The 14,247-nt window shown below is 43.7% G+C and carries 13 protein-coding genes; 1 reads left to right on the top strand and 12 read right to left on the bottom strand.

From position 1 onward, the window contains the following. Positions 1 to 13: 13 nt before the first annotated feature. The 12 genes from eutL to NSQ49_RS00010 form a co-directional block, all read right to left on the bottom strand. Positions 14 to 667 (bottom strand): ethanolamine utilization microcompartment protein EutL, encoded by a 654-nt coding sequence (gene eutL, locus NSQ49_RS00065; RefSeq protein ID WP_251282956.1) that lies wholly within the window; start codon positions 665 to 667, stop codon positions 14 to 16. A gap of 12 nt (positions 668 to 679) precedes the next feature. Continuing rightward, the gene (gene eutC / locus NSQ49_RS00060; protein WP_251282955.1) at positions 680 to 1,684 is read right to left on the bottom strand and encodes an ethanolamine ammonia-lyase subunit EutC; all 1,005 of its coding nucleotides are present in this window, start codon (positions 1,682 to 1,684) and stop codon (positions 680 to 682) included. 12 nt (positions 1,685 to 1,696) lie between these two features. Continuing rightward, entirely contained in the window at positions 1,697 to 3,061 is a 1,365-nt protein-coding gene (locus NSQ49_RS00055; protein ID WP_251282954.1) for an ethanolamine ammonia-lyase subunit EutB, read from the bottom strand. 17 nt (positions 3,062 to 3,078) lie between these two features. Continuing rightward, positions 3,079 to 4,527, bottom strand: coding sequence for an ethanolamine ammonia-lyase reactivating factor EutA (locus NSQ49_RS00050; protein WP_251282953.1), 1,449 nt, complete (start codon positions 4,525 to 4,527; stop codon positions 3,079 to 3,081). Positions 4,528 to 4,676: 149 nt separating this feature from the next. After that, on the bottom strand, positions 4,677 to 5,177 hold the full coding sequence (locus NSQ49_RS00045; RefSeq protein ID WP_251282952.1) for a EutP/PduV family microcompartment system protein: 501 nt from the start codon (positions 5,175 to 5,177) through the stop codon (positions 4,677 to 4,679). A 13-nt stretch (positions 5,178 to 5,190) separates the two neighbouring features. Next, positions 5,191 to 5,532 carry an ethanolamine utilization microcompartment protein EutS gene (gene eutS / locus NSQ49_RS00040; protein WP_048011266.1) on the bottom strand — a complete coding sequence of 114 codons (342 nt, stop codon included), beginning with the start codon at positions 5,530 to 5,532 and terminating at the stop codon, positions 5,191 to 5,193. A 28-nt stretch (positions 5,533 to 5,560) separates the two neighbouring features. After that, positions 5,561 to 6,820 carry an ethanolamine utilization protein EutH gene (gene eutH / locus NSQ49_RS00035; protein WP_251283047.1) on the bottom strand — a complete coding sequence of 420 codons (1,260 nt, stop codon included), beginning with the start codon at positions 6,818 to 6,820 and terminating at the stop codon, positions 5,561 to 5,563. A gap of 182 nt (positions 6,821 to 7,002) precedes the next feature. Further along, positions 7,003 to 7,575: an ANTAR domain-containing response regulator gene (locus tag NSQ49_RS00030; RefSeq protein WP_251282951.1), complete on the bottom strand. Its 573-nt coding sequence runs from the start codon at positions 7,573 to 7,575 to the stop codon at positions 7,003 to 7,005. 2 nt (positions 7,576 to 7,577) lie between these two features. Beyond that, entirely contained in the window at positions 7,578 to 9,002 is a 1,425-nt protein-coding gene (locus tag NSQ49_RS00025; protein ID WP_251282950.1) for a sensor histidine kinase, read from the bottom strand. A 181-nt stretch (positions 9,003 to 9,183) separates the two neighbouring features. Next, positions 9,184 to 10,053, bottom strand: a complete 870-nt coding sequence (gene eutC, locus NSQ49_RS00020; RefSeq protein WP_251282949.1) for an ethanolamine ammonia-lyase subunit EutC — start codon at positions 10,051 to 10,053, stop codon at positions 9,184 to 9,186. 17 nt (positions 10,054 to 10,070) lie between these two features. Beyond that, positions 10,071 to 11,429 (bottom strand): ethanolamine ammonia-lyase subunit EutB, encoded by a 1,359-nt coding sequence (locus NSQ49_RS00015; protein WP_251283046.1) that lies wholly within the window; start codon positions 11,427 to 11,429, stop codon positions 10,071 to 10,073. 214 nt (positions 11,430 to 11,643) lie between these two features. Next, positions 11,644 to 12,678 carry a DmpA family aminopeptidase gene (locus NSQ49_RS00010; RefSeq protein WP_251282948.1) on the bottom strand — a complete coding sequence of 345 codons (1,035 nt, stop codon included), beginning with the start codon at positions 12,676 to 12,678 and terminating at the stop codon, positions 11,644 to 11,646. A gap of 100 nt (positions 12,679 to 12,778) precedes the next feature. On the opposite strand from NSQ49_RS00010, the gene NSQ49_RS00005 reads away from it, so the two are divergent. After that, positions 12,779 to 13,963, top strand: coding sequence for an MFS transporter (locus NSQ49_RS00005; RefSeq protein ID WP_251282947.1), 1,185 nt, complete (start codon positions 12,779 to 12,781; stop codon positions 13,961 to 13,963). Positions 13,964 to 14,247: the final 284 nt, after the last annotated feature.

The following is a 14,247-nucleotide window of genomic DNA, read 5'->3' as shown; positions in this document are numbered from 1 at the left end:
GATTTTTAAAGGTTTAGTACTTAATAGGATTCTGAGAAATTTCGATAATAGCATCCCGGAATGCATCAGCTGCAGCCTGGCAGGCTGATTGGGAGCCAGTCAAAAGCCCGCCGCCAAAATTCGTTTCAGAAGGCGGCCCGAAAAATTTCACCATTTCTACATCTGCTGCCTTTAAAGCAGCATCGAGCCCATAAACGGCTTCCAATGGCGGAGCAATCAGATATGCAAGGGGCTCTCCGATATTGATGCCTGCTTCTTTTGACAGATAGGACCCTGTTCTGGAAACAACATGTGCATAAATGGCATGTGTTGTTTCCTGATCAAGCGCTTCAAAATAGGCATCATATTCGGCTGTCTGAAGGACAGCCTCCATACCGCTTTTAACTTCATCGGGGGATGGCCCTGCGATAATTCCAATCATTTCACCTGATAATGGCCCGGAAGCATGAGCAGCGCCCGCATAAAAGGACCTGGCGTAAACCACTTCGACATCTGCTCTTTTTGTGGCTTCATCGAGTGCAGTATAGCCTACGTCATCGACTGTAGAGGTGAAAATGGCCAGGCTTCGGTGATAAGGCTTAAGCTGAAACTGCTTTGCAAGCTCCTGGTCCACATTAGGTATCACCCGAACAGCCAGTATATCGGCGTGAATGCGTTCTAATCCCATTGATTCTGCCACCTACCCTTCCTTTTTCACGAGCGATACTCCACTTGCTTCATACTTTATAACCTTTTGGATGACGGTCCCGAGATAAGCTCCGGCCTCTGCAGGAGGAATACCGCCTTTATGTATATTGGAAATAACCATCCGATCAGCTTCGATCGTTCCTTTACGGGGTTCATAGCAAAGGTAGGCACTTAGTGATTCAGCACTGACCAGACCAGGACGTTCGCCAATCAATAACACAACTACTTTAGGCTTCAGCAGTTCTCCCACTTCATCCATTACAGCCACCCTGCCTTTTTCGATATAAAAAGGGGTCCCCATTTCGAGTCCTAAACTTTTCAAGGATTGCTGAAGGGATAGGTATACATCCTCAGCATTTTCTTCAATGGCACTTGAGCTCAGCCCGTCAGACAGAATGATTTGAACAACAGGTTCCTTTTGGCATTTAGCAAGAATGGTATTTTTGGCTTCTTCTGAAAGCTTCCTGCCATAATCGGGCCTGCGGATGTACACTTCTTTTTCATTCACCATCGTTGTGACTTTGAAAAGCCCAAGACGGTTTATCAGGTCGTCATTTACATCTCCATAGACGGCATCAACTGCAGCTGCATGGTCAAAACGGAATTTCAGCCATGTGTCTGTCTTTGGTCTCGTACCTGCTCTTCCCACCCCGATTCTTGCAGGTGTTTTGCTCTTAAGCGCCTCGAGCTCAACCGGATCTGCCGGATGATCAATGCCTGTCATTTCTGAATAGCTTTTGGCCTCTTCATGATTGGTTTTATCTGATTGATTGTTTGCATGCTGATAGCTATTTATTTTAATTAACTCGTTTTTATCCTGTTTTCCTGTCTCTATAACCTCAACTGCCACCTTGGCTGTTTTCTTGACGGGACTTGATGTATGGTTCCAAAATTTTACTCCAACACTATCTTCCCGACCTTTGACATCAGTGGTTTGCTGCGATTGAAGTTTTTCCACTACAAGGCGCGTTACTTTTTCAATCAATTCAGGATTCATTCATTTCAACTCCTATCGTGAAAAAATGGTAGGGTCGCCTGCGATTTTGCTTAGCTTTCCATTTTCGAATATCCCCATTTTCTCAAGCCAATCTCTGAATACTGGAGATGGCTGCTTATTCATTGTCTGCCTAAGAGTGGCAACGTCGTGATAACTCATGGATTGGTAATTGAGCATGCAATCATCCCCCATTGGGGCAGCGATAATAAAATTCACTCCAGCTGCTGTCAGCAGCACACCAAGGTCCTCGATATCATTTTGATCAGCCTTGATATGGTTCGTGTAGCAAATATCAACTCCCATTGGAATGCCATGCATTTTTCCCATGAAATGGTCTTCAAGCCCGGCTCTGATGACCTGTTTATTGTTGTACAAGTATTCTGGTCCGATGAAACCAACTACTGTATTTACGATAAAAGGATCATAATGCCGGGCAAATCCATAATTTCTTGATTCCAGTGTCATCTGATCTATTCCAAAATGTGCTTCTGCCGAAAGCTCTGAACCCTGGCCCGTTTCAAAATATAAACGCTGTGGCCCGGTGCCAGTGCCAAGAGTTTTTGCCATGTCATTTGCTTCCTCAAGAAGTGACGCTGTAATTCCAAATGACCTGTTGGCAGCCTCTGTTCCTGCTATGCTCTGGAAGATCATATCGGCAGGTGCTCCCTGTTCGATTGCTTTCATTTGAGCTGTCACGTGCGCAAGAACACAGTTTTGTGCCGGGATTTCCCAGTCCTTTATAAAAGAATGTGTGGCATGGAGCAATCTCTTTACACTCTCAACCGAATCATCCACTGGATTAATGCCAACTACTGCATCCCCTATGCCGTAGGATAAACCTTCTTTCAGGGATGCGATCATCCCATCCACATTATCAGTTGGATGGTTAGGCTGCAGCCGCGAAGCCAGGGTCCCTTTATATCCAATCGTAATATTGCATTTGGTCAGTATTTCGATTTTGTTTGCCGCGTGAACCAAATCTAAATTTGACATAATTTTAGCGGCGGCGGCGATCATCTCGCTGTTTAATCCCCTGCTGATTCTTTTTAGATCTTCTCCTGTCGTGTCATCGTCCAGGATATACTCACGGAGTTCAGCAACTGACCAATTTTTTATGCTTTGATAGACAGGTTCATTTATTCCGCTTTCTATAATTCTCGAAACCTCATCCTCTTCAGGTGAAAGCATAGGGTTTTCACGGATATCAGACAGTGTTAAATGACTTAGAACCAATTTGGCTGCGATTCTTTCCTGGACGGTTTCTGCTGCAATGCCCGCGAGGCGGTCCCCTGACTTTTCTTCATTTGCTTTAGCGAATAAATCTTTCAGATTAGTAAACTGATATACATTTCCCAAATGATTGGTTTTCAGCTTCATAAAAGATTCCTCCTTTCTTACTGATGTAAGGTCAAAGTTTTAATGACAACAGGGACTACATTGCTTTGCAGCAGATGGCCAATATCTATGTAATCGCCGTGCTCTGCCTTAATCTGATCGATGCATATGATACTTTGCTTTTCTTGCTGAGTTTTTAGTGTCTGTCCCAGAACTTTGGCGTGGTCGCTTTCTAAAACAACAACAAGCGGCTGTTCCGGTTTCGGCTTTGCCTGCAGAGATTTTAACAGGACTGCAGATAACTGCTGGATATCCCGAAAGCCTAAATAAGGCATATCCGTTAAATACAGTGCAAAATTTTGACCCTCCTGCTGTGGATCATAAATTTCCACTGATTTCTTTACTGCCTCTTGAATACGGCTTAGTCCTTTTTCCAGATTGTCATCAAATCCGATCTGATAGACTGGCAAATTTCGAATTGGCAATTCATGTGCTTCCGCATGGATGGTTGCCCCGCTGATTTCGGTGGTTTGAGTTCCTGCTCCAAGAACGGTTGCCCTGACCGTTTCATCCGGTTCCACCCATTTAAAGGCGGCCAGTTCACGGCAATTTCTTAAGGACTGTGCCAGCATTTTTCCAATATCGTCATACTGAGCAGGCGAGGATTCAGCACTCTCAAAGCGGTACAAACATTCACTGATTCCGCCTGAAAACATGATGTAATCTATCTCCTCTATCCAATTGGGGTCATGTCCCAAATGAAGAGGGGAATCTTCCTTAAGAAGATCCTTCCTAAGCATTCGGCCAATTACTTCTGCCATGTGGTCTGTCAGCTTTCCGATGATGGGGTGATTTCTGCTGTCCCCTATTTTTAAATCAGCCCCCCATTGCCGAAGGATTTCCTGGACAGGAGGTGAAATGCTTTTTATTTTGCCATCTGTAAATTCAATCAGTCTTCCGCCGATGTGGAGCGTGCATGTTCCGCAGAGCCTTCCTGAACGATAAACTGCAGCATTGGCAGTGCCTCCGCCAATGTCGATATTAGCGACAGTTTTGCCAGTCCTCCTGGATAATTCATAAGCACCTGAACCTTTTGCCGCAATGATTCCTTCTAAATCAGGACCGGCAGTTGCGACGAGAAAATCACCTGCATGATCAGATAAATAATGGACCATTTCTTCGGCATTTTGTTTAGTTGCCGTTTCTCCTGTTATAATGACAGCACCTGTTTTGATATCAACAGGCTCGATTCCCGCAGAGATATATTCCTCACTGACAAGTCTCTCAACACCTTCAATATCTATTGCTGATGCTGACAAGAGAGGAGTGCGGTAAATCGGGCTTCGGTAGAGCACTTCTTTTTCTATAATTTCAATTCTCGGCATGTGGGTTCCGCCAGCCATATTCATAAGTGAAAATCTGCTGATGACGAGTTTGGTCGTGCTCGTTCCGATGTCGATTCCAGCGCTGATTATATATTCTTTTTGTGCATCGTAACGCTTCAACATGATCCCCGCCTTACTGCATGAATTAAGGAAAATAAAAAAGCACCCCATATGAGCAACCAATAATTGATTGTTCACATGAGGCGCCTTTGCCTGATCTATTATTTTGTATAATTAGAATATATTCTATTTTCTTCATTTTGTAAAGGGTTTCATTTGAAAATTACGACATCATCCGGCAAAGAATCTGCATAATCCTTCATTTCCTGAAAAGAATGGCATTTTACCAGGCCGCGTATTTCTTCTATTCCTTTTCCGGAAATAGAAGAAGAAATGACAATGGGTCCTTTTGGAACAGCATTTCTAAGCTGCCTGATTGCCGTATTAACATCCGCCTGGGCAGAATCGCTTTTTGTCACGACCCCTATTGGGAGCTTATTAAACCCGGTGCTGAAACCCGGCGGAAAAATGGTTTTCCGTTTTGTACAATCCTGCACATATAAGACATGTGTCACTTCCAGTGCCGTAGCCATGATATTTTTATAGAAAAATGGATTTTCCGTGTATTCCCCCGGCGTATCCACAATCCAATCATAATAGTTCAGTGCCTGAGTTTTAACCGCCTCCGCTTTGCGGCCCAGAAGAGCATTTGTTAAAGTCGACTTTCCAGCCCCGATGGAACCGATCAGCATCGCTCTGTTCATATTGGACATTAAATACAGCTCCTTATGATTTAGTTATTTCCGAAGGAGTGTACCTCAGTGTTTCAGATAGAAAACGGTTGATTTCCTCCATGGCCATTTGCACAGCTGAAACGGTACCTACAATGACAAGGCTGCCTGTGAACCGGTCCAGGAAACCGATCTGCACGTCTGCAGCTTTTGTTGCGAGGTCTCCTGCAATGATAACCGTTTCACTTGGTGTCAGTGTTAAGATCCCTAACGCTCCTGCCTGCTGGATTCCCAGTTTTTCAAACATATCGGGATCAGGATTTGCGATTAAATGGCTGAGTGTTACTTGTTTTCCCGGTACAAATTCTTGAATAAATCGTTGTTTTTCTTCATTCATTGCTTTGGCCTCCCCAGGTGACTGCTGCTTATATTGCTTTTTTTACTTTATCTTCTTTCGGTAAATATTCATCTTTTCCGATAATGCCGGCTTCACGGTCCTTTTTCTCCAATTCCAGAGCCTTAGGCACTGAAAGCCAGTATGCTAAACCAATTCCAATGATCCCTGCAGAAATTTTACCGGCTATAATTGGAAGGATGAGTGTTGGCTGAAAATTTGCTGTAAACGATAAATGGTCACCAAGCAGGAAGGCCGCACAGACAGCAAAAGAAATATTAATGACTTTATCTTTAGGCGGCATGGTTCTGACCAATTTAAACATGGCCAGGATGTTGGCGATCGTGGCAACTATTCCCGCGCTGCCTTCCTTGCTTAATCCCACTTTTCGGCCAAGAGACTCGAGCGGGCCTCCGGCATACTTTTGAAGAAGATAAACCATTGGAAATGCCCCTGCCAGCATAATGCCAATATATCCTGCAGTCTCAAGTGCCCGGAACTGATCTTCTGCATCTGCCATGATTGGATGGAAGCCCCAGCTTCCAAAGACAGTTGTGAATAATCCGGTGAAAATTTCCACGATTGAAAAGACTAAAACCAGCTTAATGCCCGCATCCAAAATGCGTCCAAACCACATGAACCCGTTGATCATTAAATCCGGAAGGAAATATAACCCCAGTGCAATCAGTACAACAAAGATTAAGAGCGGACTTAAATTCAGCAATATTTGTCCCAAACCGAGTGCGAACTGATATTTAGCCTCTCCGGATGTGGAAATGAAATCCCTGAAACTTGAGCTTGAAACCGCAATAATCACACTTGAAATGAAAGCGCCAATTGGAATCGTCAGAACGCCTGACATTACACCAAGAGCCATATATTTATGGTCTCTCTTATCAAGCATAGCCAGGCCCATCGGGATGGAGAAAACAATCGTTGCTCCCGCCATAAAACCGACTATCATCGCCATTATCCAGCCTTCCTGTGTCTGCTTTAACACTTCAGCTAACTGGTAGCCCCCCATATCGGTTGCCAATATGGCAGTGGCAGCTATGGCTGGATCTGCCCCGATGGCAGCAAAAAAAGGACCACAGACCTTATCGATAAACCATGATAAAAACGGAATGGAAGCCATTATGCCGGCAGCCGGAACAAAGATATGGCCAACAGCATGAAGCCCCTCCATAAATTGCTTTCCTAATCCCTCATCACTGTTGCGGATGGCAGCAAAGGCACCTGCTACCGCACAAGCCATGATAATGTAAATCACAATCTTACCCACCATTTCCATCATAAATCCCTCCCTAAAAAGTTTTATATGTTAACGGAATCAATGCAGCCTCTTTACAAGAAAAATAGGATAAGATAGCAGCTTGATAGTAAAAGATTAAGTAAAAAGACAAAAAGGTGCCGTACGTCAGCTTTTGTCTGACGCATGGCACCCTTGCCTGTCCTATCCACTTGTTAAAGATGTTATGCGTTATATTTTACAATGATACGCTTTGCCACATTTTCCAGTGTAACCTGTTTATTCATGCTGATCTTTCGCATTTTTCGAAAAGCATCTTCTTCAGGCATGTTAAACTTTTGCATTAAAATGCCTTTTGCTTTTTCAACTATCTTTCTTTCATTTAATTTCTGGTTCATGGTTTCCACTTGTTCCCGAATGGCATTGGCGTTCTCTGCCTGCCTGAGCGCAATCTCTACCGCAGGAATCAGACTGGCTTCATTAACAGGCTTAACAAGATAGCCGAGTATATTAGCCTGTTTGGCTTTATCAATATATTCCCGCTGGCTGTATGCTGTAAGGATCAGGATTGGTGTATTAATTTTATTGGATATGATTTCACTTGCTTTTAACCCATTCAAATTTGGCATCTTAATATCCATAAGGATTAAATCAGGCTTTAATTTAAAGGCAAGCTCGACCGCTCTTTCACCATCACCTGCCTCAGCAACCACTTCATAGCCAGCATCCTTTAGCATCAGGCTTAAGTCCATGCGGACAATGGATTCATCCTCCACAACCATAATTCTTTTTTTCACAGCTATTCCACCTTCCTTTCAAAGGGAAATTGCACAGCAGCAATGGTCCCTGTTTCAGCCCGTTCGATAAAAAAATGACCGGATAGATCATGCTCGATCATCATTTTCACAATATCTAAGCCTAGAGAAGGTTTTGCCTCCGGGGAATACCCTTCACCATCATCAATGACCTCAACCTTAACTTCATCATTGGAATAATCGAAACAAACCTCGATTTTCCCTTCATGCATTTGTTTAAATGCGTGCTTTACACAATTTTGGATAAGCTCATTGATGACCAGAGACAGGGAGACAGCTTTTTCCGAGTCGATTAAAAGCCTTGGCCCCCTATACTGTATATGTATTTTTTTCTGCTCATGCTTTGCTTCATACACCAGCATATTTCCAATTTTCTCTATTAAACTGTAAATATCCACTTCATCCACACCAGAGCTTGAGAGAATGATCTCATATACTGAAGCAATGCTTGAGATGCGGTTCAGACTTTCCACGAAATGCACCTTGCTCTCTTCCGGAACACCCCTTCTCATCTGAAGCCTTAAAAGGCTGGCAACAGTCTGCAGATTATTTTTAACACGGTGATGGATTTCCCTTATGGCCACGGATTTAACAGCAATCTCTCTTTCCTTTTCCCTGAGCTCTGTCAGATCTTTAAGGATAATGAAGGTTCCATTCGACTTTCCTTCTACGTGGAGACTAATTTTTTTCACACGGAAAACCTTCTTCATCATTTTCAATTCTTTAACAAGAAGCTCTTCCGGATCATTTAGTATCTGTTGTATACATGGTAAGCAATCAATAAGAGGAGTACCGGGCCTGATGCCTGCCTTCCCAATTTCGTGAATGAGATTCGTAGCCGATGGATTGTTATAAACTACCTTATTTTCATGATCAATAAAGAACAATGCTTCCTCAATCACCTCTGGAATAATCGGCCGATCCTCTGCCATCCCAATGAGTATCCCGCTTAACGTTTTTGTCGCTTCTGATAACGCTTCCAATTCCCGCTGACGCTGGAGCTTCTCACTGATGTCCTTTTCCATAATCAGTGCTCCTATGACCCGGTCCTGTAATCCCATAATCGGCACAACACTTTGTTCAACGGTCTTGCCTTCCTGTGTCAGTGCACGGTTGAGAAACATATTTTTCCCGGTCCTCAGGGTATACATAACGGCGGGTTCAAACGCTTCGTATGCGAACTTGCCTGCAACTGGCTTCTGATAAACAGATTTAGCTGTGCTTGGTGCAGCTTCAGCCAGCACAATCGCATGTTTTCCTTCTTTCGTAAGGCAGTCTACAAAAACATTTGCCTGGTTCAGGTCCGCGATCAATGAAAGATTGGCAGAGACCTCTTTAATCCTTTCAACATCCATTTTTGAAAGACTGGTATGGAGAGTGCATAACTCTTCTACTGAGAAGTTTGGCATGTGCTGAGATCTCCCAATCATTTATTAAAAGTGTCAGAATATATAAAAATATTAAAGGGAATGCAGAAGAATGTCAATATTGTTTTCAATAGTTCAATAGGAAGTTTGGCACATATATGGAATTCAACTGGATAATGGAAAAGGCAGCTGGAAAAAATGGATATCCTGCTGCCTTCCTGAATTAATGAAGCTTTGCTAATTTTACGCCGCTTGCCTTTTGTTTTAATATGGTCTCTATTAAATCAGCCAGATGCGCACCCGCCTCCACAGGAGGGACCCCTCCCTCATGAATATTGCTGATAACCGTGCGATCTGCTTCGACAGTATTTTCACCGGGCTTGTATATCAGGTAGGCACTAATGCTTTTTGCGGTTGCCAATCCTGGCCTTTCACCAATTAGTGAAATAACACAATCACAATTGACAATGGAAGCTACATCGTCCTGAATCCAAACTCTGCTGCGTTTTATAAATACAGGATCTCCAATGGTAATATTCTTCGATTGTAAGCCCTGTACAAGTGCAGGCAGCAGATCTCCTATATTTGCCTCAATGCCGGTTGAACTCAGGCCATCCGATACAATGATTTGAACCTGTCTATTCTTCGGAAGATTTTCGTCAGCCCATTTTCTGGAGGTTTCGTTCAGTCGCCTTCCGCTGTCCAAATCCATTAAGTATTGATCCATCGTTTCAGCTTTTGATTGAAGCACGGGCAGCTTTAATTCCTTCAGCAAATCCTCGGGAACGTCTTTGAAAACAGCATCCTGCGCTGCCGCATGATCTATTCTGAAATCAAGGTAATTCCTTGTTTTCATTCGGGTTCCTGTCCTTCCAATCCCAATTCTTGCTGGAGTGATGGATTGAACCTTCTCGATCTCTTCTCGACTGACAGGCTGATCTACACCTATTTGTTTGACCATTTTATAAACAATATGTCGTCCTTTTGCATTCTCCGTTTTTATTTCAAGATTTTCTGGACTAGTTCCAATTTTTAATTGTCCTTCTGTCTTCAGCTCCTCTATTACCTGTTTGACTATTGCTTGAATATCCATAATATAGCCCCCCTTCTTTATTCAAAAATGGATAGATCTCCCGCTCGTTCTGTCAATTTTCCATTTTCCATGATGCCCATCTTTTCCAGCCAAATCTCAAATTCACGCAGCGGGCGGAGCCCAAGCATCTCTCTTAAACTTGCATCATCATGATAGCTGGTATCTTGATAACTTAACATGACATCATCGCCTCCAGGGACGCCCATATAAAAGTTTGCTCCGGCTAACGCAGTTAACATCCCGGCGATTTCCTGGTCATTTTGATCTGCCTGCATATGGTTGGTATAAGTAGGTGCAATCCCCATTGGGAGTCCATGCATTTTCCCCATAAAAAGGTCTTCTAAATCTGCGCGGATCACTTGTTTCCCGTCGTAGATCGTCTCAGGCCCGATGAAGCCGGAAACATTATTAACCATAAAGGGCTTCCAATGACGGGCATAGCCATATGTACGTGCTTCGAGTGTCTGCATATCAATGCCAAGATGGGCATCCAGTGAGACTTCAGATCCCTGCCCAGTTTCGAAATAAAGCTGATTAGGCCCAGTGGATGTCCCTTGCTTAGCCATCAGATAAAAGGCTTCATCCAGGATTTCTTTTGAAACCCCAAAATCATCATTTGCTGCCTGTGTACCTGCAAGACTTTGGAACATTAGTGCAATAGGAGCGCCTTTTTTGAGTGCTTGCATCTGTGTTGTAATATGGGCAAGCACACAGTTTTGTGTTGGTATTTCCCATTTTTGTATAAAATCATGAGTCATGTGAAGAATTCTCGAGACAGATTCAACAGAATCATTGTTAGGGTTCACCCCAATAACAGCATCACCAGATCCATAGGAAAGTCCCTCTTTCATTGATGCAAGTATACCATCGGGATTGTCAATGGGATGATTGGGCTGGCACCTGAATGCCAGGCGTCCAGCCTCGCCTATCGTTGTATTGCAATGAGCTGTCGGCCGGATTTTCTGTGAAGCCATCACCAAATCCATGCTCGACATCAGCTTTGCTGCAGCTGAAATCATTTCGCTCGTCAGCCCTTTGCTGATTCTGAATAAATCCGAGGTGCTTGTTTGGTGGGACAAAATATATTCCCTTAATTCACCAACAGACCAGTTTGATATTTCTTTGTAAATAAATAGATTGAGATCGTCATAGATTACACGGGTAACTTCATCCGTATCATATGCAATTACCGGATTCTCATAAATTTCCTTTAGTGACAGTTCACTCAACACCACTTTAGCAGCCATTCGTTCAAGTGAAGATTCTGCAGCAATACCCGCCATTTTATCCCCTGATTTTTCCTCACTGGCTTTTGCTAAAACATCCGCAATAGAACGGAATTGATATGTTTCATTTTTTATAGTGATCGTATACATAAATAGCCTCCCTTTTAAGTCTATGGAGCCGGCCAGCAGCAAATTTCGTTCCTGGTAAGCGATTACATCACGCTCCATGCAAAAAGGCGCCTTAACAGTATAAGCCATAAATCAGCTTATCTATTAAGGCGCCTTCACCTGTTATTTTCACTTGTCCAAATTATATCAACAAATTGACTGAAAAGATAGACTTTTTAAACTGAAAATAAATGTCTTATGAAAACATCCCCTCCACTACTCGCCCCTTTCTCCCTTTTGTGGTCTTTGCCTGTGAAAGCGAATTCAGAATCGCTTCCTCCGCCGCCTCGGCGGCACCTTGAAAAAGCTGATTCAAAATTGGATGATCATCTCTGATAAAATGGGCAGTTTCCACGATTTTGCTGCTTTCATGAAGGATTTTGTTAGCGGTGGAGAATGCTATTACAATGTCACCGCTGCCGTTGCTGAAATGGCTCCCTGTCCTTCCGAGGCCTATGCCGCATCTCTTCGCGAGCCTTTTCAGCTGCCTGTCACTTACTGGCGCATTTGTAGCGAGGATGATCATGATCGAACCATCAGGTGTGTCCTTTGTGTTCGAAGGAATATCTGACAGTCCATATTTATTGAAAGGAAATTCGTCTTGATTGCCAAAATTAGAGACAACTAAACATCCGATATGATATTCGGTTGTGCTTTGGTCCTCCGTGAATACCCGTGAAGAAGCACCAACACCGCCTTTATAACCAAAACACACCATGCCTCTGCCAGCTCCAACTGCACCTTCTTCCACTATATCCGGCTTAGCATTTTGGATGGCTGATATGGCATGTTCCGGTTTTACAGGGAGTGTGCGAATGGAATTCAAATACCCGTCATTGCATTCTCCTGTCACGATATTTACGGTTCCAGTTGTGTCGCCAATTTCAGGAGTGATATTGAGCAAGTATTCCAGAGTCCCCTGTGTAACTGCCGGCACTCCAAATGTATTAGTCAGCATAATCGGCGATTCAATCACACCCAGTTCTTCCATCTGCACCAGACCTGTCGTTTTTCCAAAGCCATTTATGACATAGCAGGCTGCCGGGACCTTTTCACGAAATAGATTACCTCCATGCGGCAAAACAGCGGTTACGCCAGTACAGACATATTGGTCATCCAGCGGATAGTCCAACGTGACTTGCCCGACCATAACTCCATCAATATCTGTAATACAATTCTTTTTTCCAGGTCTCAGTGTTCCAATTGTGATTCCTCTTTCTCTAATCTTCATGTGGCTGCTCCTTTAAAATAGAATTTCCATTTGTTATCCTTTATAATAATAAAATATTTAGATTGCCTAATCATTTTACAGCACTGTTGGGAGGTATATTATGGCTGATGCTTTAACAGGAAAAGCAAAAACACAGACTGCAGTTTCTGAAAAGATTTGGTCCAGGGATTTTGTCCTGATCTTGATGTCCAACTTTTTTATTTTTCTCGGATTTCAAATGACCTTGCCCACGATTCCTCTTTTTGTGGAAGAGTTGGGCGGAAATGACCAGCTGATCGGGATAGTAGTTGGGATCTTTACATTTTCTGCTCTGTTATTGCGCCCCTATGCAGGTCATACACTGGAGACGAGGGGCAGGCGGTTTGTCTATTTAACAGGCCTTGCTATTTTCGTGCTCTCAGTTGGTTCATTCGGTTTTATTAATAGTTTAATCTTTTTATTTGTGTTAAGGATTATCCAGGGTTTTGGCTGGGGCTTCTCAACTACAGCCTCGGGAACCATTGCCACTGATTTAATCCCTGCTAAGCGTCGCGGTGAAGGAATGGGATACTTTGGGCTTTCCGGGAACATTGCCCTGGCATTCGGCCCTACCCTCGGACTTGCGCTCGCCGGAGTTATCTCGTTCAAACTTTTATTTTTAATTTGTGCCCTGATGGGTTTAGCCGCACTGGTACTTTCTTCGAGGATCAACTACAAGCAGGCTGAAAAACAAGCGGTTCCCTTAAAGCGGTGGGATATTTATGAAAAAAGTGCTTTAAGACCTTCTTTTCTTTTGTTTTTCATCACCGTAACCTTCGGTGGCATCGCATCATTTCTACCTATATATTCTGCCCAAAAAGGGATAGGCGGCATCCACTGGTACTTCCTGCTGTTTGCCATAGCTCTAATGATTTCGCGGACTTTTGCAGGCAGGTTATATGATCAAAGAGGCCATCAGGCTGTCTTTTTACCAGGAGCAGTGCTGATTTTGGCTGCGATGTTCCTGCTGGCGTGGCTTCCAAGCAGCATGATTATGTACATAGCTGCCATATTCTATGGACTCGGATTCGGATCCGTTCAGCCCGCCCTTCAGGCCTGGTCTGTAAGAGAAGCGCCTGTCAATCGTCGCGGGATGGCCAACGCCACGTTCTTCTCCTTCTTTGACCTGGGGGTTGGAATTGGGGCCATCGTGTTCGGGCAAATCGCTCATTTATTTGGGTATAGCACGATTTATTTGACTGCGGCCGGATCCGTTGTGATTTCCATTCTTCTGTATATCTGGATTGTGATGACAAAACGCGGTTAATCAGAAAGACGATTTTCCAGGGAGATGTGGAAAATCGTCTTTTTTGAATTGAGTTTTTCAGCAGGTGCAATTGGTTTGACTTTGTTTCCGGGATTTTTTCGGTATATGCCCGAAGTTAGTCAGGGTTCTGACTCTGTTCTGCGGTTTCTTGCACTTTGTGTCTGAAGTTGGCCCGGGTTCTGACTCTGATCTGCGGTTTCCTGCTTTTTGTGTCTGAAGTTGGCCCGGGTTCTGACTCTGATCTGCGGTTTCCTGCTTTTTGTGTCTGAAGTGGATCCAAGTTC

The sequence above is a fragment of the Cytobacillus sp. FSL R5-0377 genome (genome assembly GCF_038004385.1).
In the GTDB taxonomy this organism is placed as follows: Bacteria; Bacillota; Bacilli; order Bacillales; family Cytobacillaceae; genus Cytobacillus.
This window is presented reverse-complemented; position numbering and strand designations above follow the sequence as displayed.

Excerpts from the sequence above, each read along its gene's own strand:
- eutL (WP_251282956.1), bottom strand. The coding sequence starts at position 667 with ATGGGATTAGAACGCATTCACGCCGATATACTGGCTGTTCGGGTGATA.
- eutC (WP_251282955.1), bottom strand. The coding sequence starts at position 1,684 with ATGAATCCTGAATTGATTGAAAAAGTAACGCGCCTTGTAGTGGAAAAA.
- NSQ49_RS00055 (WP_251282954.1), bottom strand. The coding sequence starts at position 3,061 with ATGAAGCTGAAAACCAATCATTTGGGAAATGTATATCAGTTTACTAAT.
- NSQ49_RS00050 (WP_251282953.1), bottom strand. The coding sequence starts at position 4,527 with ATGTTGAAGCGTTACGATGCACAAAAAGAATATATAATCAGCGCTGGA.
- NSQ49_RS00045 (WP_251282952.1), bottom strand. The coding sequence starts at position 5,177 with ATGTCCAATATGAACAGAGCGATGCTGATCGGTTCCATCGGGGCTGGA.
- eutS (WP_048011266.1), bottom strand. The coding sequence starts at position 5,532 with ATGAATGAAGAAAAACAACGATTTATTCAAGAATTTGTACCGGGAAAA.
- eutH (WP_251283047.1), bottom strand. The coding sequence starts at position 6,820 with ATGGAAATGGTGGGTAAGATTGTGATTTACATTATCATGGCTTGTGCG.
- NSQ49_RS00025 (WP_251282950.1), bottom strand. The coding sequence starts at position 9,002 with ATGCCAAACTTCTCAGTAGAAGAGTTATGCACTCTCCATACCAGTCTT.
- eutC (WP_251282949.1), bottom strand. The coding sequence starts at position 10,053 with ATGGATATTCAAGCAATAGTCAAACAGGTAATAGAGGAGCTGAAGACA.
- NSQ49_RS00015 (WP_251283046.1), bottom strand. The coding sequence starts at position 11,429 with ATGTATACGATCACTATAAAAAATGAAACATATCAATTCCGTTCTATT.
- NSQ49_RS00010 (WP_251282948.1), bottom strand. The coding sequence starts at position 12,678 with ATGAAGATTAGAGAAAGAGGAATCACAATTGGAACACTGAGACCTGGA.
- NSQ49_RS00005 (WP_251282947.1), top strand. The coding sequence starts at position 12,779 with ATGGCTGATGCTTTAACAGGAAAAGCAAAAACACAGACTGCAGTTTCT.